At 66.8% G+C, this 19,130-nt stretch carries 16 protein-coding genes and 1 rRNA gene; 12 read left to right on the top strand and 5 right to left on the bottom strand.

Annotated elements, in window-relative coordinates:
• Window positions 1-38: 38 nt before the first annotated feature.
• Both G3N96_RS01460 and G3N96_RS01455 read right to left on the bottom strand, forming a co-directional pair.
• Window positions 39-1,346 carry an MFS transporter gene (locus tag G3N96_RS01460; protein ID WP_124584750.1) on the bottom strand — a complete coding sequence of 436 codons (1,308 nt, stop codon included), beginning with the start codon at window positions 1,344-1,346 and terminating at the stop codon, window positions 39-41.
• Between the two features lie 353 nt (window positions 1,347-1,699).
• Window positions 1,700-2,836 (bottom strand): branched-chain amino acid ABC transporter substrate-binding protein, encoded by a 1,137-nt coding sequence (locus tag G3N96_RS01455; RefSeq protein WP_206135984.1) that lies wholly within the window; start codon window positions 2,834-2,836, stop codon window positions 1,700-1,702.
• Window positions 2,837-3,497: 661 nt separating this feature from the next.
• Here G3N96_RS01455 and G3N96_RS01450 point away from each other — a divergent pair.
• Window positions 3,498-4,292, top strand: coding sequence for an AraC family transcriptional regulator (locus G3N96_RS01450; RefSeq protein ID WP_089459046.1), 795 nt, complete (start codon window positions 3,498-3,500; stop codon window positions 4,290-4,292).
• A 79-nt stretch (window positions 4,293-4,371) separates the two neighbouring features.
• Here the strand turns inward: G3N96_RS01450 and G3N96_RS01445 are convergent, their stop codons facing one another.
• The gene (locus tag G3N96_RS01445) at window positions 4,372-4,635 is read right to left on the bottom strand and encodes a hypothetical protein (protein ID WP_039367795.1); all 264 of its coding nucleotides are present in this window, start codon (window positions 4,633-4,635) and stop codon (window positions 4,372-4,374) included.
• A 288-nt stretch (window positions 4,636-4,923) separates the two neighbouring features.
• Window positions 4,924-6,816 carry a sugar phosphate isomerase/epimerase and 4-hydroxyphenylpyruvate domain-containing protein gene (locus tag G3N96_RS01440; protein ID WP_206135983.1) on the bottom strand — a complete coding sequence of 631 codons (1,893 nt, stop codon included), beginning with the start codon at window positions 6,814-6,816 and terminating at the stop codon, window positions 4,924-4,926.
• Between the two features lie 256 nt (window positions 6,817-7,072).
• On the opposite strand from G3N96_RS01440, the gene aroQ reads away from it, so the two are divergent.
• Genes aroQ through G3N96_RS01425 form a run of 3 tightly spaced genes read left to right on the top strand, consistent with a single transcriptional unit; the run spans window position 7,073 to window position 9,755 of the window.
• Entirely contained in the window at window positions 7,073-7,528 is a 456-nt protein-coding gene (gene aroQ, locus G3N96_RS01435) for a type II 3-dehydroquinate dehydratase (RefSeq protein WP_089429019.1), read from the top strand.
• On the top strand, window positions 7,525-8,379 hold the full coding sequence (locus G3N96_RS01430) for a shikimate dehydrogenase (protein WP_089475716.1): 855 nt from the start codon (window positions 7,525-7,527) through the stop codon (window positions 8,377-8,379). Before aroQ ends, G3N96_RS01430 begins: the two co-directional genes overlap by 4 nt.
• 32 nt (window positions 8,380-8,411) lie before the next feature.
• Window positions 8,412-9,755, top strand: coding sequence for an MFS transporter (locus G3N96_RS01425; RefSeq protein WP_124584740.1), 1,344 nt, complete (start codon window positions 8,412-8,414; stop codon window positions 9,753-9,755).
• A 106-nt stretch (window positions 9,756-9,861) separates the two neighbouring features.
• On the opposite strand, the gene G3N96_RS01420 is transcribed toward G3N96_RS01425, so the two are convergent.
• Window positions 9,862-10,971 carry a 2-aminoethylphosphonate--pyruvate transaminase gene (locus G3N96_RS01420; RefSeq protein WP_124584738.1) on the bottom strand — a complete coding sequence of 370 codons (1,110 nt, stop codon included), beginning with the start codon at window positions 10,969-10,971 and terminating at the stop codon, window positions 9,862-9,864.
• Between the two features lie 259 nt (window positions 10,972-11,230).
• Here G3N96_RS01420 and phnS point away from each other — a divergent pair, with 259 nt between their 5' ends.
• From phnS to G3N96_RS01380, 8 genes are all read left to right on the top strand, one after another.
• Window positions 11,231-12,319: a 2-aminoethylphosphonate ABC transporter substrate-binding protein gene (gene phnS, locus G3N96_RS01415; RefSeq protein WP_206135982.1), complete on the top strand. Its 1,089-nt coding sequence runs from the start codon at window positions 11,231-11,233 to the stop codon at window positions 12,317-12,319.
• Window positions 12,320-12,353: 34 nt separating this feature from the next.
• The gene (gene phnT / locus G3N96_RS01410; RefSeq protein ID WP_011353963.1) at window positions 12,354-13,457 is read left to right on the top strand and encodes a 2-aminoethylphosphonate ABC transport system ATP-binding subunit PhnT; all 1,104 of its coding nucleotides are present in this window, start codon (window positions 12,354-12,356) and stop codon (window positions 13,455-13,457) included.
• Window positions 13,435-14,355 (top strand): 2-aminoethylphosphonate ABC transporter permease subunit, encoded by a 921-nt coding sequence (locus G3N96_RS01405; RefSeq protein WP_206135981.1) that lies wholly within the window; start codon window positions 13,435-13,437, stop codon window positions 14,353-14,355. The genes phnT and G3N96_RS01405 overlap by 23 nt, the downstream gene beginning before the upstream one ends.
• Entirely contained in the window at window positions 14,345-15,205 is an 861-nt protein-coding gene (gene phnV, locus G3N96_RS01400; protein WP_069252527.1) for a 2-aminoethylphosphonate ABC transport system, membrane component PhnV, read from the top strand. Before G3N96_RS01405 ends, phnV begins: the two co-directional genes overlap by 11 nt.
• Window positions 15,202-16,509 carry a phosphonoacetate hydrolase gene (gene phnA, locus G3N96_RS01395; RefSeq protein WP_206135980.1) on the top strand — a complete coding sequence of 436 codons (1,308 nt, stop codon included), beginning with the start codon at window positions 15,202-15,204 and terminating at the stop codon, window positions 16,507-16,509. The genes phnV and phnA overlap by 4 nt, the downstream gene beginning before the upstream one ends.
• Window positions 16,506-17,960 carry a phosphonoacetaldehyde dehydrogenase gene (gene phnY, locus G3N96_RS01390; protein WP_206135979.1) on the top strand — a complete coding sequence of 485 codons (1,455 nt, stop codon included), beginning with the start codon at window positions 16,506-16,508 and terminating at the stop codon, window positions 17,958-17,960. The genes phnA and phnY overlap by 4 nt, the downstream gene beginning before the upstream one ends.
• 4 nt (window positions 17,961-17,964) lie before the next feature.
• Complete coding sequence (locus tag G3N96_RS01385; protein WP_206135978.1) at window positions 17,965-18,519, top strand: phosphonate degradation HD-domain oxygenase; 555 nt, start codon at window positions 17,965-17,967, stop codon at window positions 18,517-18,519.
• A 507-nt stretch (window positions 18,520-19,026) separates the two neighbouring features.
• Window positions 19,027-19,130, top strand: a 16S ribosomal RNA gene (locus tag G3N96_RS01380); the annotation flags it as partial.

Here is a 19,130-nt window from a genome sequence, read left to right as displayed (position 1 = left end):
TGCGGCGCTGGACGCCACCGCACGCGCCCCGTCGCCGCTCAGTGCGGCGAATCCTCCTTCGCATCCTTCGAGAACTGCACGGCGATCGCGCCGAGCACGCAGATCGCCGCGACGTACACCACCGGTGCAAGCGGATTCGACTTCATCATCAGCGACACGATCACCGGCGTGAGGCCGCCGAAGATCGCATACGCGACGTTGTACGAGAACGAGATGCCCGAGAAGCGCACGACGGCCGGGAAGCTCTTGACCATCACGAACGGCACCGCGCCGATCGTGCCGACCATGAAGCCCGCGATCCCGTAGTAGAGCGGCAGCGTCGACGCGTCGGCCGCGACCTGCACGAACAGCAGGTAGTAGCACGCGGCCAGCCCGATGCCGCCGATGCCGAGCACGCGCTTCGCACCGATCCAGCCCGCGAGCGAGCCCGCGGTGATGCAGCCGGCCGTCAGGCACAGCGTCGCGACGCTGTTCGCGAACAGCGTCGTCGCGGGTGTCAGGTGAAACTGCTTCTGCAGCAGCGCGGGCGTCATCAGGATCACGACGACGATCGCGGCCGACAGCATCCACGTGAGCAGCATCGACACGATCACCGCGCGGCCGTGGTCGCGCAGCACGGCCTTCAGCGGAATCTCGGCCGCGAGCGCCTTCTTCGCCTTCATCTCGGCGAACACCGGCGTCTCGTGCAGCCAGCGGCGCAGGTACACCGAGAACAGGCCGAACACGCCGCCGAGCAGGAACGGGATGCGCCACGCGAACGCGCCGACTTCGGCGCTCGAGTAACGGCTGTTGATGCCGGCGGCGACCAGCGAGCCGAGCAGGATGCCGGCCGTCAGGCCCGCGGTCAGCGTGCCGCACGCATAGCCGATGTGACGCGACGGCACGTGCTCGGACACGAACACCCACGCGCCCGGCACTTCACCGCCGACGGCCGCGCCCTGCAGCACGCGGAACAGCAGCAGCAACACCGGCGCGAGGATGCCGATCGAGTCGTAGGTCGGCAGCAGGCCCATCAGCAGCGTCGGCACGGACATCATCAGCACGCTCAGCGTGAACATCCGCTTGCGGCCGAACAGGTCGCCGAAGTGCGCCATGATCACGCCGCCGAGCGGGCGCGCGAGGTAGCCGGCCGCGAAGATGCCGAACGTCTGCAACTGGCGCAGCCAGTCGGGAATGTCGTGCGGGAAGAACAGTTGCCCAATCGCCGGCGCGAAGAACACGAAGATGATGAAGTCGTAGAACTCGAGGGCGCCGCCGAGTGCGGCAAGGCCAAGGGTCTTGTAGTCGCTGCGCGTGAGCGCGCGTTCGGCGGCGCGAGGCACGCCGCTCAATTCGGAAGCTTGCATGGTCAGGACGATCGGTTTTCGAATGTTGTTGTCGGTGCTGCGTCTCCAGGGCCCGCTTTTCGGCATGGACTGACAAGGCGCGGCTTGCATCGTCGAAGCGTGCCGCGTGCCGGGTGAGGCACGAAACACGCGCCGCCGCACCGGGATGGGGCGCGGCGGAGACGAAGCGTCAAAGCGGGTGGGGGGATTCTACAGGAGCGCGAAATGCACGCGTGTGTGGGCGCGCCGAGGAACGGTTCGGATCGCGAAACCGAAGCAGGCGCAGGCGCAGACGCAGACGCAGACGCAAAAGCGCGCGCGGCGCGGGCGGCCGGTGAGCCGCTGACGCGCCGCGCGGGGCCGGGTCAGGCGGATCAGTTGCCGGCGATCGTATCGACCGGCTTGAACGCGCCGTGCTCGACCTTGTAGATCGTCACCGGTGCATCCTTCAGGTCGCCCTTCGTGTCGTACGCGATGCTGGGGGCCGATACGCCCTTGACCGACACCTTGCCGAGATACGGCGTGTACACCTTCGGGTCGGTCGAGTTCGCGTCCTTCATCGCGGTGAGCAGCGCGATCGTGCCGTCATACGCGTACGGCGAGTAGGTGATCACGTCTTCGTTGAAGCGCGCCTTGTAGCGTGACGCGTAGCCGGCGAAGCCCGGCATCTTTTCCTTCGGCAGCCCGCCCATGTAGACGATCGCGCCTTCGGCCGCGTCGCCGCCGACCTTCAGGAACGTCGGCGAGCGCGACATCTCGCCCGTCACGAACGCCGACTTCATCCCGAGCTGACGCATCTTGCGGATCATCGGCGACGACTGCGCATCGCCGCCGCCGTAGAAGATCGCGTCCGGGTTCATCCCCTTGAGGTTGGTCAGGATCGCGGAGAAATCGAGTGCCTTGTCGTTCGTGAAGTCGCGCTTGATGATGGTGCCGCCCGCCGCTTCGACGGCCTTCGCGAATTCGTCGGCGATGCCCTGGCCGTAGGCCGTGCGGTCGTCGATGATCGCGATGCGCTTGTAGCGCAGCGTCTTCACCGCGTACGTGCCGACGATGCGGCCCGCCTGCGCGTCGCTCGTCAGCAGCCGGTAGGTCGTCTTGTAACCGCGCGCCGTGTATTGCGGCGACGTGGCCATCGAGATCTGCGGCAGCCCCGCGCGATCGTACAGGTCGGACGCGGGAATGCTCGTGCCCGAGTTGAAGTGCCCGATGATCCCCCGGACGTTGTCGTCGATCAGCCGCTGCGCGACGGTCGTGCCGGTGCGCGGGTCGGCCTGGTCGTCCTGCGAGTCGAGCTGGAACGTGACGGGCTTGCCGCCGATCGTCGGACGCGTCGCGTTGAAATCGGCGATCGCGAGTTGCACGCCCTTCTGCATGTCCGTGCCGTAATTCGACTGCGGGCCGGTCAGCGGTGCGGCGAAACCGATCTTGACGACGTCGGCGGCGATGGCGTGCGTGCCCGACAGTGCGCAGGCAGCGGCCAGCGCGACGTGCGATACCTTCAGCTTCACTTTCACTTCCCCTTGATGGCGTGGTTGGGCCGCCGCCGGCTGGCGGGCCGGCGCCGGTAAACCGGGCGAGACGGTTCGGTCGGCAGGCCGATGCGAGGGCCCTGCGTGCGTGCCGCGTGCTGCCCGGGCTATGCCGGAATCGGCGCAGCTGATGGCCGATGCCGCAGGCCATGCATGCCGATTGCTGCCGCGGCGTGAGGTCGTCTCGTGACCGTGAAGCGAAGTCTAGATAGCGAAAATGCGTGCGTCTTGCGCGTTCAGTGCGCGGCCAGCGACGATATCGGCATATCGTCGATAACCCTGATATATGCCGAAATCGTCACGTCGAATGCGCAAACGCGCCAAGACGCTGCACGTTCGCATTTTTATGCTGGCGAGTTCGGGCGTACGGTGCCGGTGTGCGAGTGCGCCAGTCCGCGCACGGCGTGCCGGCACCGGCGCACGCGTGGTGGCTGCGTCGACACAAGCGGATTCGCGGCCGGCCCCCGCACGCTCGACGCAGTGGTTGCGCACGCAACGTATGTCGCGTGACGATGCCGGCCGATCGGCGGCGCGCTGCGACGGCCGCCGCCAACTTGCCCGCCTTTGCGATCGGCGCGACGCGATCGAACGGGCGCTTCTATAATCGACGCCATCTGCCACTCGCATTGCGGTTGCCGGGATGACGCCCTTGCTTGCCGTACCGCCCATGAGCCTGTCCGAACCGTTGCGCTACCAGCCCGACAACGCCGATTTCGGCGCGATGCTTGCGCACTTCCGCCTGCTCGAACCGGTGTTCGATGCACTGCCGGACGTCGCGTTCTTCGTGAAGGATGCGAGCGGCCGCTACGCGATCGTCAATCGCACGCTGGCGATGCGCTGCGGCTACAAGGACAAGCGCGACCTGCTCGGCAAGACGGCAGACGAAGTGTTTCCGCGCCGCTTCGGCCGCAGCTATTTCGAGCAGGACATGGCGACGATCAACGCCGGCCAGCAACTGATGGACCAGCTGGAACTGCACCTGTATCCGGGCCGTCAGCCGGGCTGGTGCCTGACCTGCAAGGAGCCGCTGCGCGACGCCGCGGGCAGGGTGGTCGGCCTCGCGGGCATCTCGCGCGACCTGAAGGCGCACGAGGGATCGCACCCGGCGTACAGCCGGCTCGCCGACGTCGTCCAGCACATCCAGGATCACTACGTGCAGCCGCTGAACCTGAAGCATCTCGCGCAGATGGCGGGGATGTCGGTCGCGCAGCTCGAGCGCTACTTCCACAAGGTGTTCCACCTGACGCCGCGCCAGGTGCTGCTGAAGACGCGGCTCGATGCGGCCACCGCGCTACTCGTCACGCACGACAAGGTGACCGACGTCGCGGCGCTATGCGGCTATACGGATCACAGCGCGTTCACGCGCCAGTTCAAGGCGACGGTCGGCGTCACGCCGACGGAATACCGGTTGATGCTGCAGGAGCGGGCAGGGTGACGCGACATGCCGGCAGGGCCGGCGAGTCGCTGGGAATCGGGGTGATGCGGGAAAGCGGGAAAGCGATGAAAACGGCGGCTCAGCGGTAGCCGAGCCCTTTCAGGACGGCGGTACCGTCTTCGGTCAGCCGGAAACTGGGTGCCGTTTCGGTGTCGAGCTTGACCATCTCGACGAGACCGGCTTCCTGCAGCGCAGGCAGTTCGGGTTTGGCGTTGGCGCCGATCGGTGCGTGCAGCAGCACGAGCAGCGTCGCGATTTCATGATGACTGAGCAGGCGGCGCAGCATCGTCTTCTTTGCAGGGGGCGCGGCCGGGCGGCCCGCGGGTGCTTCTACGGCGCTCATCGCTTTCCTCCTTTTCGAGATAACCATCGGGGTACTGGTTGCGGATGGTGCCGTCGAAGACTTAAGCGATTCTTAAAACGGCACGGGGCGACGGGATGCTGCACTGCGGTACGGGTTACCGTATGTAACGCCCGATGGAATGCGGTTTCCGGCCCGCTCGCGGCGAGCCGCGCGGGCGGGGGTGCGGCCAAGCGATTCCCCACGATGGTGCGCGCAAGATGTGGCCCTTTGAGGCGGCCGCGGGCGCGAATGTGATGCGCCCCTTGAATCCCTGTCGGCTTCCTTCCCTTATTTCCTGCGCTGCGCCTGTGCGGCGAGCCGCACGGCCGCATTCGTCGCGCCGTAGCCGTCGTATCCGCCGCGCCGCTCGACGATCTCGAGCGAGAAGCGGTTGTCGACCAGTTCTGTATACGCATGCAGGAATTCGCCGCCGTGTTCGTCACGGTCGTACAGCAGGTGATGCGTGCTCAGCGTGTCGATCAGGTCGTCCGGCAGCGCGTAGCGTGCGGCGAGATCGTCGTAGTAGTTCGGCGGAATGCGCAGGAACGGAATGCCGTCGGCCGCGAACGCGGCGATCGTCTTCACGATGTCGTCGGTGCGGAACGCGACGTGGTTCAGCCCCGTGCCGTGATAGCGGTCGAGCGATTCGGCGACCGCCGTGTGCCGGTCGACCGACGCGTTCAGCGCGATCCGCACCGAGCCGTCGGCGCTGCGCACCGCGCGGCTGCGCATCAGCCCGTACGGGTCGGGCACGAGCCAGCTGCGTTCCGCCTCGAAGCCGAATGCCGTCTTGAAGAACAGGATCCACGTATCGAGCGCGTCGGCCGGCAGTGCGAGGCACACGTGGTCGATACCCGTGAGCGGGCCGACTTCGCTCGGGCCGTCGATGTCGGTCAGCACGAAATCCGATTCGTACAGCGTCGGCGCGTTCGGCGCTTCGTCGACGAAGTATTCGAGGCTGCCGTCCGGCGCCTGCACGCTCGGCAGCACGCGCTCGTTCGGGCCGACGCGGCCGGAGAACGGCGCATAGCCGAAGCCGGCCGCGCGTTCGAACGCCACTTTCGCGTCGTCGACACGGAATGCCGATGCGCACAGCGACAGCCCGTGCTGCTGGAAGAACGCATCGGCGAACGAGTCGCGCTCGGCGTTCAGCACGATCGACGCGGCGCCGTGCTGGAACAGCGTCACGTCCTTCGAGCGATGGCGGCCCGCGAGCCGGAAGCGCATCCGGCCGAGCCATTCGCCGACGGTCGCCGCCGCCTGCGCGTCGACCGCGAATTCGATGAACTGGAACCCGACGTGCGCGGGCGGCGCCGGCGGCGCGAACAGCGGCTGGTCGGCGGCCGGCGCGCGGCCGTCCTGCGCGAGCCGTTCGCGCGTCAGTTCTTCCAGATACAGCAGCGAGCGATGGCCGTCGGCGGCCGTGATTGCGGTCGGCGCGGCGCGGAAGCCGTCGTTGAAGATCTCGAGCGACAGCGGCCCCGTATAGCCCGACTCGATCACGCGCGCGGTGAAGCGTGCGAGGTCGAAGTCGCCCTGGCCCGGGAACGAGCGGAAATGGCGGCTCCATTCGAGCACGTCCATCGCGAGCTTCGGCGCATCGGCGATCTGCACGAACGCGATCCGGTCGCCGGGGATGTCGGCGATCGCGTCCGGCGAATCGTCGAGCGACAGCGTATGGAAACTGTCGAGCGCCAGGCCGAGGTGCGGGCTGTTCACGGCATTCACGAGTTTCCACGCATGGCCGTAGCGCTTCACGATGCGGCCCCACGCGAGCGCTTCGTACGCGGCGACCACGCCGGCCTGCCGCGCGGCTTCGGCAAGCGCGCCGAGCTGGTCGACGAGCAGCCCGTCGTCCGCGATCGTGTCGGCCGATACGTTGCTGCACACCAGGATGCGGTCGGTGCCGAGCGCATGCATCACGTCGAATTTGCGCTTGATCCGGTCGAGGTTGCGGGCGAGCTGGGCCGCGCTCACCCCCTCGAAGTCGCGAAACGGCTGGAACAGCACGATGTCGAGGCCGAGATCGGCGGCCATGCGCCGGACGTCGGCCGGCGATCCATCGAAGTAGACGAGGTCGTTTTCGAAGATTTCGACGCCGTCGAAGCCTGCGGCCTGGATGGCGGCGAGTTTCTCGGCGAGCGTGCCGGACAGTGACACGGTGGCGATCGAGCGCTGCATGGGCGATTCCTGAGGATGAGCGGGCATGGCGTCGGTCGAACCGACCCTGAATGAACCAGTCGTTGAGTTCATGACGGGCGCCATATCCCGAATTTACTAGGCTGGTGATTCATATTGTACAAACTAACTAGGTGGTACAAATTAGCGAAAACCCGAAAAGACAGCCCGCTTGCACGGGCGCACACTAGCGCCACATTCCGATGTCTTCGGGGCGGCGCCGATCGTGGTCTGCCCCTGTTTCAGGAGCAGAAACACGATGAGCAAGCACAAGGTGCTCGTGCTGAACGGCCCGAACCTGAATTTGTTGGGCACACGCGAGCCCCATATCTACGGCGCCGAAACGCTCGCCGATGTCGAGCAGCGCTGCCGTACGGCGGGCGAGGCGCTCGGGCTGGAGATCGACTTCCGCCAGTCGAACGCCGAGCACCAGCTGATCGACTGGCTGCATGCCGCGCGTCACGACACGCACGGCATCGTGATCAACCCGGCCGCCTATACGCATACGTCGGTGGCGCTGGCCGATGCACTTTCCGCGATCGCGAAGCCGGTGATCGAAGTGCATATCTCGAACGTGCATCGCCGCGAGGCGTTCCGTCACCATTCCTATGTGTCGGCGCTCGCCGAAGCCGTGATCTGCGGCTGCGGCACCGAGGGCTACGTGTTCGCGCTGCAGCGTCTGGCGACGCTGTTCGCGCAGGGAGCCGCGCGATGAGCCGCCCGTCGTTTCTGATCGGCCTGATCGGCCAGGGCATCGGCGGCTCGCTGTCGCCCGCGATGCACGAGGAAGAAGGGTTCCGCCAGGGGTTCGGCTATGTCTACCGGCGCATCGATCTCGATGTGCTGGGCGTGACCGTCGACGCGCTGCCGCAACTGCTCGACGCCGCGCAGCGGATGGGCTACAACGGCCTGAACATCACGCATCCGTGCAAGCAGCGCGTGATCGAGCACCTCGATGAACTGTCGGACGATGCGCGCGCGCTCGGCGCGGTGAACACCGTGCTGTTCAAGGACGGCAAGCGGATCGGCCACAACACCGACTGGTCGGGTTTCGCGAAATCGTTCCGCCGCGGGTTGCCCGGCGCGTCGCTCGAACGCGTCGTCCAGCTCGGCGCGGGCGGCGCGGGCGCGGCCGTGGCGCATGCGGCGCTGCAGATGGGCGCGGCCGAACTGACGATTTTCGATGTCGACGGCACGCGCGCCGCCGCGCTCGCAGCCGAACTGCAGCAGCGCTTCCCGGCGGCACGCGTCGTGCAGGGCGACGATCTCGCGGCCTCGATGCGCGCCGCGACGGGCCTGATCCACTGCACGCCGACCGGCATGGCCAAGCATCCGGGCCTGCCGCTGCCTGCCGAACTGCTCCACGCGGGCATGTGGGTCGCCGACATCGTGTACTTCCCGCTCGAAACCGAACTGATCCACGCGGCGCGCGCGGCCGGTTGCGCCACGCTGCCGGGCGGCGGGATGGCCGTCTACCAGGCGGTCGACGCGTTCGAGATCTTCACCGGACGCACGCCCGACGCCGAGCGGATGTTCGAACACTTTCAGTCGCTCGTCGCGCGCTGACCCCTTCCATAAAGAGAGACCAGGAGACGACCATGCAGCACACCACCCACACGAGCGCCGCGCCGGCGCAGGCGTCCGGCACCGTCCGGCGCACTTCGGCGCGCTACAAGATTCTCGCGCTGCTCGCGATCGGCACGATGATCAACTATCTCGACCGCACCGTGCTGGGGGTGGCTGCGCCTCAGCTCACCAAGGAGCTCGGCATCAACGCGGCCGTGATGGGCATCATGTTTTCCGCGTTTTCGTGGACGTATGTCGCGATGCAGGTTCCCGGCGGCCTGTTCCTCGATCGTTTCGGCAGCAAGATCACCTATTACTGGTCGATGACGTTGTGGTCGCTGTGCACGTTCCTGCAAGGCTTCGTGCCGGGCGTCGCGACGCTGCTCGCTTGCCGGCTCGGCCTGGGTGTGACGGAAGCGCCGTGCTTCCCGACCAACAGCCGCGTCGTCGCGACGTGGTTCCCGCAGAACGAGCGTGCGATGGCGACGGGGACCTACACCGTCGGCGAGTACATCGGCCTCGCGTTCTTCAGCCCGGTTTTGTTCGCGCTGATGGGGGCGTTCGGCTGGCGCTCGCTGTTCTGGGTCGTCGGCGCGGTGGGTATCGTGTTCGGCCTGGTCTGGTGGAAGTTCTATCACGAGCCGCGCAACCATCCGGGTGCGAATTCGGAGGAGCTGGCCTATATCGAGGCGGGCGGCGGTCTCGTGCACGGTGTGCGCAAGAGCGGCGACAAGGGCGACAAGCCGGCGCAGGCCAAGTTCAGCTGGGCGATGGTCGGCCAACTGGTGAAGAAGCGCCAGCTCGCGGGCATCTGCCTCGGCCAGTTCGCCGGCAACTCGACGCTCGTGTTCTTCCTGACCTGGTTCCCGACCTACCTCGCCACCGAGCGCCACATGGGCTGGCTGAAGATCGGTTTCTTCGCGGTGATGCCGTTCATCGCCGCGTCGGTCGGCGTGATGTTCGGCGGAATCTTCTCCGACTGGCTGCTGCGTCGCGGCAAGTCCGCGAACCTCGCGCGCAAGCTGCCGATCATCGCGGGCCTGCTGCTCGCATCGACGATCATTCTCGCGAACTACGTGCAGAGCAACGAGGCCGTGATCGCGATCATGTCGGTCGCGTTCTTCGCGCAGGGGATGGCCGCCCTCGGCTGGACGCTCGTATCGGACATCGCGCCGGACGGCCTGCTCGGCGTCACGGGCGGCATCTTCAACTTCGCGGCGAACCTGGCGGGCATCGTCACGCCGCTCGTGGTCGGCTTCATCGTCGCGTCGACCGGGTCGTTCGTCGGCGCGCTCGTGTTCATCGGCGTGATCGCGCTGGTCGGTGCGGCGTCGTACATCTTCGTGGTCGGCGACATCAAGCGGATCGAACTGTAAGCACCGGCTCCACGCAGATCCGGTGCGTTAGCCCGGCAGCCGCAAGGCCGCCGGGCTTTTTTGCGTGCGGGCGCCGGCGGATCTGCCGGCTGGCGTGGTACGGCGCTTACGCGCGCTGCACTGCGATGCCGAGCGATTCGACCGCCTGCGCAATGGCCGCGACCGCGCGGCGGATATCGTTCGAGTCGATCGCGCCGATGCAGCCGACACGGAACGTCTCGAGCTGCGTGAGCTTGCCCGGATACAGGATGAAGCCCGCGTCGCGCACCGCGTCGTAGAAGCGGCGGAAATCGTAGGCCGGGTGGTCGGGCGCGTGGAACGTGACGATCACCGGCGCCTGCACGCTCGCATCGAGGAACGGCGTGAAGCCGAGCGCGTGCATCGATTCGATCAGCGTCCGGCAGTTGTCCACATAGCGCGCGCCGCGCGCCGGCTGGCCGCCTTCGGCGAGGTACTGATCGAGCGCGGCGCGCAGCGCGGCGATCACGTGCGTCGGCGGCGTGAAGCGCCACTGGCCCGTCTTGCGCAGGTACGCGTATTGATCGTGGAGATCGAGCGCGAGCGACGGCGAGTTGCCTTCGCTCGCGTCGAGCGCGTCGCGCCGCACGATCGCGAACCCCATCCCCGGCACGCCTTCCAGGCATTTGCCGCTCGCCGAGATCAGCGCATCGATGCCGCTGCCGGCCAGCGTGATCGGCAGCGCGCCGAACGAGCTCATCGCGTCGACGATCAGCCGCTTGCCGTGGCGCCGGCACACGGCAGCGATGTCGTCGAGCGGGTTCAGGATGCCGGCGCTCGTCTCCAGATGCACCTGCGCGACGTGCGTGATGCGCGGCTCGCGCAGGAACGCGGCTTCGATCGCGGCCGGATCGACGGCCGCGTCCTCGCCGAACGGCAACGCGATGGCTTCGATACCCAGCCGGCCCAGGATCTTCAGGATGCGCGCGCAGTACGCGCCGTTGTCGGGCACCAGCACGACGCCGTCACGCGGCACCAGCGTGCCGAGCGCGGCTTCGACGGAGAACGTGCCGCTGCCCTGCATCGGCACGCACACGTATTCATCGCCGCCGTGCGCGATCGCGACGAGATCGGCGCAGACGCTGGCCGTCAATTGATTGAAAGCGGCATCCCACGAGCCCCAGTCGTGTTGCATTGCGTGGCGGGTTGTGGCGGACGTGGTGAGCGGGCCAGGCGTAAGGAGAATCGGATCGGACATGGTTTTCCTCTGCAAAGGTCGGAAGAAACGCCGAGCAGCATTTCTGAATGACTTGCATGATATTGGCAAAATGTGTCATTTTTTGGAAATTGCCGCATTCGTCACGGGTTTGTCATCGAACGCTGTGATCCTTCGCTTGCCGCGCGAAACCTCACCTCGGCGCGGTAGCAAGGCGGGCCGTCGATCGGCCTTGCCCGGAGATAACAGGAGAGCCGGATCGTGCCCCGGCCATTTGGTGTTCCGCCTACGGAGAAGTCAGATGACACTGCAGAAACCCTCGCGCGCCGCTGCCGGCGCGTTCCGCAAGCTTGCGCTGGCCGCCAGCGTCGCCAGCCTGATGGGCGCCGCGCTGCCCGCCCATGCGGCGAGCGCGGTCGTGCTGTATACGGCGGACGGTCTCGAGAACCTCTATCGCGATGTGTTGCCGGCTTTCGAGAAGAAGGAAGGCGTCAAGGTCAACATCGTGACGGCGGGCAGCGGTGAAGTCGTCAACCGCGCGAACATCGAGAAGAACTCGCCGAAGGCCGACGTGATCGTCACGCTGCCGCCGTTCATTCAGCAAGCTGGCCAGATGGGCCTGCTGCAGGCGTACCAGAGCGTGAACTACAAGAACGTGCCGGCCATCGCGAAGGCTGAAGACGGCACGTGGGCGACGTTCGTGAACAACTACTTCTCGTTCGCGATCAACCCGGACGTCGTGAAGAACCAGCCGAAGACGTTCGCCGACCTGCTCGCGCCGGCCTACGCCGGCAAGGTCGCGTACTCGAACCCGGCCACCGCCGGCGACGGGATGGCCGTGCTGATCCTGACGACGTCGCTGATGGGCGAGGACAAGGCGTTCGACTACCTCGCGAAGCTGTCGCAGAGCGTGAAGTTCCATACGAAGGGCACGGGTTACCTGAACGTGCTGCTGTCGCGTAACGAAATCAGCGTCGCGAACGGCGACCTGCAAATGGACCTCGACGACGCCGGACACGGCGCGCTGTCCGTCAAGCCGATCTTCCTGGCCGCGAAGGAAGGCGACCAGCCGACCACGTTCCAGCTCCCGTACGGCATCGGCCTGATCAAGAGCGGCCCGAACCAGGACGCCGGCAAGAAGCTGATCGACTACCTGATGTCGACGGAAGTGCAGTCGAAGGTACCGGACATGTACGGCATCCCGGGCCGCACGGACGTGCCGCTGGCCGGCAAGAACGGCGAAGCGGTCAAGAAGGCGATCGCGGGCGTGAAGCTGATCCCGGTCGACTGGACCCAGGTGATGGCGAAGAAGCCGGTGTGGATCGAGCGCTGGAAGAAGGACGTGATCGGCAGCTCGGGTAAGCAGCTCGACGTCGTCAAGCCGAAGTGATCGGCGCACGCCGCCTGTATTTGTGAGCAAGAGGATGAACCCGGTGGAAACCACCCTGACCCATCCCGGCGCATTCGGTGCCGCCGAACCGCAGGCAACCCTGCGGTCCGGCGCGCCGGGCGGCGTGCAGATCGAACACCTGAGCGTGCGCTACGGCGCACGCACGGTGCTGGAAGATCTGTCGCTGTCGATCGGTGCCGGTGAATTTCTGACCGTGCTCGGCAAGAGCGGCTGCGGCAAGACCACGCTGCTGCGCTTCATCGCCGGGTTCGTGAAGGCCGACGGCCTGACCGGCACGCTGACCGTGGCCGGACGCGACCTGACCTATGCGCCGCCGCACAAGCGCAATCTCGGTCTGCTGTTCCAGAATTACGCGCTGTTCCCGCACCTGACGGTGTTCGAGAACGTCGCATTCGGGCTGCGCGCACGCGGCATGGCGTCGTCGGAAGTGACGCGCCGCGTCGCCGATGCGCTGAAGCTGGTGCAGCTCGGCGATGCGGGCCATCACCTGCCCGCGCAACTTTCGGGCGGGATGCAGCAGCGCGTCGCGCTGGCGCGTGCGCTCGTGATCGAGCCGGACGTGCTGCTGCTCGACGAGCCGCTGTCGGCGCTCGACGCCAACCTGCGCGCCTCGGTGCGCAGCGAACTGAAGGCGCTGCACGAGCGCCTGCCGAACCTGACCGTCGTCTGCGTGACGCACGACCGCGACGACGCACTCGTGCTGTCCGATCGCGCGCTGCTGATGCGCGACGGCCACATCGCGCAGCTCGGTACGCCGCAGCAGCTGTACGACGCGCCGCAGGACGGCTACGTCGCACGCTATCTCGGCCCGGCGAACCTGCTGCCGCCCCACGTGATCTTCCCGCTCGGCGATCCGCGCCACGAAGTGCGCGGCAAGGTCGCCTGCGTGCGCCCCGAGCGCCTGACCTTGATGCCGCCCGCCGCGGGCGGGCTGCACGGCACGGTGTCGTCCGTCGAATGGCAGGGCGCGGACCTGTCGATCGCGGTCACGATCGATGCGGCCCCCGACGAGCCGGTGCGCGTCACGATGCAACGCGGCCGCGGTGCGGCTCCCGAGCGCGGTGCGCGCGTTTCCCTGCATTGCGAGGCAGACGATGTCGTCCTTATCGAGCCCTGAAGCCGGCCTGCCGCCGCACGTGCTCGCGCCGGCCGCCGCGCACGCCGCCGCCGCGCGGCGCCGCAAGCGCATGGGCGACCTGCACCTGGCCGCGCTCGCGATCGTCCTGCTGGGCCCGCTCGTCGTCTATCCGCTGGTGCGGCTCGTGCTGCTGAGCGTGTCGGGCGACCACGGGCTGAGTTTCGCCGCGTACCGCACGTTCTTCGGCAACCCCGACACGCGCAGCGTGCTGCTGACCACGCTCGGCGTGCTGTTCGCGAGTGCCGGCACCGCGTCGGTGCTCGGCGTCTTGCTGGCTGCACTGCTGTTCTTCAAGCCGTTTCCGGGTGCGTCGCTCGTCACGCGCTTCCTGGAGCTGTACGTCGCGTTCCCGTCGTTCCTCGTCGCGTTCACGCTGATCTTCCTGTACGGCTCGCAAGGCTCGATCAGCATCGCGCTGCAGCACCTGCTCCATCTCGAGAATCCGCCGCTCGATTTCCTGTTCGGCATCGGCGGCGTGATTCTTGCGCAGACCGTGTTCTATACGCCGTTCGTCGTGCGGCCGACGCTCGCGTCGTTCGCGACGCTCGACCTGCGGCTGATCGAAGCCGCGCGCAGCCTCGGCGCGTCCGGCTGGATGCTGGCACGCCGCGTCGTGCTGCCGATCGCGTGGCCGGGCATCGCCGCCGGCACCGTGCTGTGTTTCCTGCTGACGCTGAACGAATTCGGGATTCTGCTCGTGCTCGGCAGCGCGCGGCTCGTGACGCTGCCGGTTGCGATCTACAGCAGCGCGACCGTCGACCTCGACCTGCCGACCGCGTCGGCCGGCGCGGTCGTGATGCTCGCGCTGTCGCTGGCGCTGTATGCGGTTTATCGCCGGGTGAACCGGCGCGCGACGGGAGGGAACGATGTCCGCTGAATTTCGTATCGGGCAAGCGGTGCCGCGCCACCAGATCGGCTGGGGCGACACGGTGCTCAAGCATGCGTCGCGCGCCGCGCTCGCGCTGGCCGCGTTCGCGTGCTTCTGGCTGTTCGTGTTGCCGGTCATCGTCGTCGCGCTGTCGAGCGTGTCGACGCAGTGGTCGGGCACGATCCTGCCGGCCGGCTACAGCCTGCGCTGGTTCGAGCGGCTCGGGTCGCCGGAATACGATGCGCTGCTGACGAGCCTGGAAATCGGCTTCGGCGTGTCGGCGGTCGGCACGATCCTGGGGCTATGGCTCGCACTGGCGCTCGAAGGGCGGGACCGGCGCGGCCTCGGTGCAGTGGTCGACGCGCTCGTGATGGTGCCGAACGGCGTGCCGAGCGTCGTACTGGGGCTTGCGGTGCTGATCGCGTATCACCAGAAGCCGGTCGACCTGTCGAGTTCGGCGGCGATCGTCGTGCTCGTGCAGCTCGCGCTGATTTTGCCGTTCTGCTATCGCTGCGCGGCCGCCGCGCTGCGTCCGGAACTGACCGTGCTGCGCGAAGCGGCGGCAAGCCTCGGTGCGCCGCCCGCGATGGTGCTGCGCCGCGTGCTGCTGCCGCAGCTCGTGCCGGCGCTGCGCGCGAGCCTCGCGCTCGGGTTCGCGCTGTCGCTCGGCGAGCTCGGCGCGACGCTCACGGTTTATCCGCCCGGCTTCGCCACCGTGCCGATCGTCGTGATCGGCCAGGTGGAGCGCGGGTATTACCTTCCGGCATCGGCACTGTCGCTGCTGATGCTCGGCGCGTCGCTCGCGGCGCTGCTGCTGATCGCGGCGCGCGTGCCGCGCGGCAAGCGGGTGGCATCATGAACGCCGCGTTCGCACTGCGCCAGCCCGGTGACGCGTTGGCAGCCCGCGCATCGACGGGGCTCGCGGGACGTTCCGTCGACGTCAACGGCCGGCACTACCGGCTGCCGGTCGAACCGACCGTCGTCGTCTGCGTCGACGGCTGCGAGTACGACTATCTCGAACGGGCGGTGGCAGCGGGCGTCGCGCCGTTCATCGGCCGGATGATCGAGGAAGGCACGGCGTGGCGCGCCGATTGCGTCGTGCCGACCTTCACCAACCCGAACAACCTGTCGATCGTCTGCGGCGTGCCGCCGTCGGTTCACGGGATCTGCGGCAACTATTTCTGGGATCCGGCCGCCGACGGCGGGCGTGGCGCCGAAGTCATGATGAACGACCCGGCCTACCTGCGGGCCGGCACGCTGCTCGCGGCGGCGTCCGACGCCGGTGCGCGGGTCGCTGTCGTGACGGCAAAGGACAAGCTGCGCCGGCTGCTCGGCTGGCAACTGAACGGCATCTGCTTTTCGGCCGAGAAGGCTGCGCAGGCGAATCTCGCCGAAAACGGGATCGTCGACGTGCTCGACTGGGTCGGCCTGCCGTCGCCGGACGTCTACAGCGCGGCGTTGTCCGAATTCGTGTTCGCGGCCGGCGTGCGGCTTGCGCAGACGCGCCAGGTCGACCTGATGTACCTGTCGACCACCGATTACGTGCAGCACAAGTGCGAGCCGGGCAGTGTCGGCGCGAACGCGTTCTACGCGATGATGGACGGCTACCTTGCGCAGCTCGACGCGCTCGGCTGGGCGATCGGCCTCACGGCCGATCACGGGATGAACGCGAAGCACGATCCCGCGACGGGGCGGCCGAACGTCATCTATCTGCAGGACGCATTCGACGGCTGGTACGGCGCTCAGGCCGCGCGCGTGATCCTGCCGATCACGGATCCGTACGTCGTGCACCACGGCGCGCTCGGCTCGTTTGCGACCGTCTATCTGGCGCCGGGCGTCGACCGGGCCGAGGCGATGTGGCGCGTCGGCGGCCTCGACGGCGTCGAACTCGTGCTGGACAACGCGGAAGCCGCCGCCCGTTTCGAATTGCCGGCCGACCGGATCGGCGATCTCGTCGTGATCGGCCGCCGCGACATGACGCTCGGCACGCGCGAGCGCGAACACGATCTGTCGGGCCTCACGGTGCCGCTGCGTTCGCATGGCGGCGTGTCGGAGCAGGAAGTACCGCTGCTGTTCAATCGCCGTATCGAGCCGATCGATCCTGCGCGTCGCTTGCGCAACTTCGACGTGTTCGATTTCGTGCTGAACCGGGTCGCGACATGATGGCTCATCCCCGACACGATCATCCGGCGTTTCGTGCAGAGGCGCTGCGCTGGTGCGGCACCCGCGCGACGCGGGAACGCACGCTCGGTGTCATGGACCCTTACACCGGCACCCGCGTCGGGACGGTGCCGCTGGCGAGCGTCGACGATGTGCGTGCGGCATTCGACTATGCGATGGCGTACCGGCCGACGCTCACGCGGTACGAGCGTTCGCAGATCCTCGAGCGTGCGGCCGCGCTGTTGCGCGAGCGCACCGAGGAAGCATCCGACCTGATCACGCTCGAATCGGGATTGTCGAAACAGGACTCCCGCTACGAGATCGGCCGCGCGGCCGACGTGTTGAAGTTTGCGGCGGTCGAGGCGTTGCGCGACGACGCGCAGAGTTTCTCGTGCGACCTGACGCCCCACGGCAAGGCGCGCCGCGTGTTCTCGCAGCGCCAGCCGCTCGACGGCGTGATCGTCGCGATCACGCCGTTCAATCATCCGATGAACCAGGTGGCGCACAAGATCGCGCCGGCGATCGCGACCAACAACCGTGTGATCGTGAAGCCGTCGGAGAAGGTGCCGCTGTCGGCGTTCTACCTGGCCGACCTGCTGTATGAAGCCGGTTTGCCGGAGCCGATGCTGCAGGTGCTGACCGGCGATCCGCGCGAGATCGCGGACGAACTCGTCACGCACCCGCACGCGTCGCTGATTACCTTCACGGGCGGCGTGGCGATCGGCAAGGCGATTGCTGCGCGTGCCGGCTACCGCCGCATCGTGCTGGAACTGGGCGGCAACGATCCGCTGATCGTGCTCGACGATGCCGATCTCGACCGCGCGACGTCGCTGGCTGTGCTCGGCTCGTACCGGAATTCGGGCCAACGCTGCACGGCCGTCAAGCGGATGCTGGTGCAGCGCTCGATCGCGCCCGCGTTCACCGAATTGCTCGTCGAGAAGACGCGCGCATGGAAGTACGGTGATCCGTCCGATCCCGCGAACGAGATGGGCACGGTGATCGACGAGGAAGCGGCGCGGCTGTTCGAGGCGCGAGTGGAAGAGGCGGTCGTGCAGGGGGCGCGCCTGCTGACCGGCAACGTGCGGCGCGGCGCGCTGTATGCGCCGACGGTGCTCGACAACGTCGATCCGTCGATGACGATCGTGCGCGAGGAGACCTTCGGCCCGGTATCGCCGGTGATCACGTTCGACACGATCGACGACGCGATCCGGATCAGCAACGGGACGGCGTTCGGGCTGTCGTCCGGCGTCTGTACCGACAGCACGGCGGCGGTCGTGCGGTTCGTGAACGAGCTGAACGTCGGCACGGTGAATGTATGGGAAGTGCCCGGATACCGGATCGAGCTGTCGCCGTTCGGCGGGATCAAGGATTCGGGGCTCGGTTACAAGGAAGGCGTTCAGGAGGCGATGAAGAGCTTCACGAACCTGAAGACGTTTTCGCTGCCTTGGGAGTGAATGAATGGCATTGACGGTGGAAGAGATCCACGGGCTGTATCGCGAGCATGGCCATGTGGCCTATAGCGGCGAGCCGGTCACGCAGCTCGAGCACGCATTGCAGAGTGGATTGCTGGCCGAAGAGGCGGGGGCTGACGAAGCGCTGGTCGCGGCCGCGTTCCTGCATGACCTCGGGCATCTGCTGAATCGCCAGGGCGAGACGCCGAGCGCGCGCGGGATCGACGATCTGCATCAGTATTACGTGCTGCCGTTCCTGCGGCCGCTGTTTTCCGACGCTGTGCTGGAGCCGATTCGGCTGCACGTCGACGCGAAGCGCTGCCTGTGCCGCACGGACGCCGGCTATTTCGAGAGCCTGTCGCCGGACTCGGTGCGCAGCCTCGCGCTGCAGGGCGGCATCTACAGTGAAGAGGAGGCGGCGGCGTTCCTGCAGCGCCCGTTCGCGGAGGACGCACTGCGTCTGCGCCGCTGGGACGATACGGCGAAGGAGGAAGGCAAGGTGACGCCGGATCTTGATCACTATATGGAGATCGTCGCGCGCCAGGTGCGCGCGGCGGCCTGACGGTTCGGCTGCTTCCATATGAGGCCCCGCACGCGGCAGCGTGCGGGGCCTCATATTTTTCGAGAAACCCCTTGCGTAGATCGAAGAGGCTGCCTACAATCACGCCTCTTTCGCGCTAACGGAAACGCGGCGCGGGGGAAGGGAAGCAGGGCGGGCGGTGTGCTGGAGTCTGGAGCGCGCCACTGGCCTGGAAGTTGAGCCCCGCAGTCGCAACGATGCAGTGTAAAAAGTTGTTGACGAACTGCGAAACACGGTTCATAATCTCGCTTCTCTGCTGCTGAAAACGCAGCGCTGCTGGGAAACACGAAGTTCCTCGCAGAATGCTCTTTAAAAATTAACAGCCGATAAGTGTGGGCGCTTGATGAAAGCGAGCTGATCCTCGGATCAGATAGCGAAAGTATCAAGAGTCTCACACTAAAGTAAGTCAGGTTTATGAAGTGATTCATATTCCTGTCAGCTTTGAGTGAGCGACCGGTTCTTAACTGAACCGAAAACAGTAACAGGTTTAAACTGAAGAGTTTGATCCTGGCTCAGATTGAACGCTGGCGGCATGCCTTACACATGCAAGTCGAACGGCAGCACGGGTGCTTGCACCTGGTGGCGAGTGGCGA

The organism is Burkholderia sp. Se-20373, from assembly GCF_017104705.1.
Taxonomy (GTDB): domain Bacteria; phylum Pseudomonadota; class Gammaproteobacteria; order Burkholderiales; family Burkholderiaceae; genus Burkholderia.
Note: the sequence above shows the minus strand (reverse complement) of the source record. Positions and strands in the feature narration are given on the sequence as shown.

Excerpts from the sequence above, each read along its gene's own strand:
- G3N96_RS01425 (WP_124584740.1), top strand. The coding sequence starts at position 8,412 with ATGCAGCACACCACCCACACGAGCGCCGCGCCGGCGCAGGCGTCCGGC.
- phnA (WP_206135980.1), top strand. The coding sequence starts at position 15,202 with ATGAACGCCGCGTTCGCACTGCGCCAGCCCGGTGACGCGTTGGCAGCC.
- G3N96_RS01405 (WP_206135981.1), top strand. The coding sequence starts at position 13,435 with ATGTCGTCCTTATCGAGCCCTGAAGCCGGCCTGCCGCCGCACGTGCTC.
- G3N96_RS01445 (WP_039367795.1), bottom strand. The coding sequence starts at position 4,635 with ATGAGCGCCGTAGAAGCACCCGCGGGCCGCCCGGCCGCGCCCCCTGCA.
- phnY (WP_206135979.1), top strand. The coding sequence starts at position 16,506 with ATGATGGCTCATCCCCGACACGATCATCCGGCGTTTCGTGCAGAGGCG.
- G3N96_RS01450 (WP_089459046.1), top strand. The coding sequence starts at position 3,498 with ATGACGCCCTTGCTTGCCGTACCGCCCATGAGCCTGTCCGAACCGTTG.
- phnT (WP_011353963.1), top strand. The coding sequence starts at position 12,354 with ATGAACCCGGTGGAAACCACCCTGACCCATCCCGGCGCATTCGGTGCC.
- G3N96_RS01460 (WP_124584750.1), bottom strand. The coding sequence starts at position 1,346 with ATGCAAGCTTCCGAATTGAGCGGCGTGCCTCGCGCCGCCGAACGCGCG.
- G3N96_RS01385 (WP_206135978.1), top strand. The coding sequence starts at position 17,965 with ATGGCATTGACGGTGGAAGAGATCCACGGGCTGTATCGCGAGCATGGC.
- G3N96_RS01440 (WP_206135983.1), bottom strand. The coding sequence starts at position 6,816 with ATGCAGCGCTCGATCGCCACCGTGTCACTGTCCGGCACGCTCGCCGAG.
- aroQ (WP_089429019.1), top strand. The coding sequence starts at position 7,073 with ATGAGCAAGCACAAGGTGCTCGTGCTGAACGGCCCGAACCTGAATTTG.
- phnS (WP_206135982.1), top strand. The coding sequence starts at position 11,231 with ATGACACTGCAGAAACCCTCGCGCGCCGCTGCCGGCGCGTTCCGCAAG.
- phnV (WP_069252527.1), top strand. The coding sequence starts at position 14,345 with ATGTCCGCTGAATTTCGTATCGGGCAAGCGGTGCCGCGCCACCAGATC.
- G3N96_RS01430 (WP_089475716.1), top strand. The coding sequence starts at position 7,525 with ATGAGCCGCCCGTCGTTTCTGATCGGCCTGATCGGCCAGGGCATCGGC.
- G3N96_RS01420 (WP_124584738.1), bottom strand. The coding sequence starts at position 10,971 with ATGTCCGATCCGATTCTCCTTACGCCTGGCCCGCTCACCACGTCCGCC.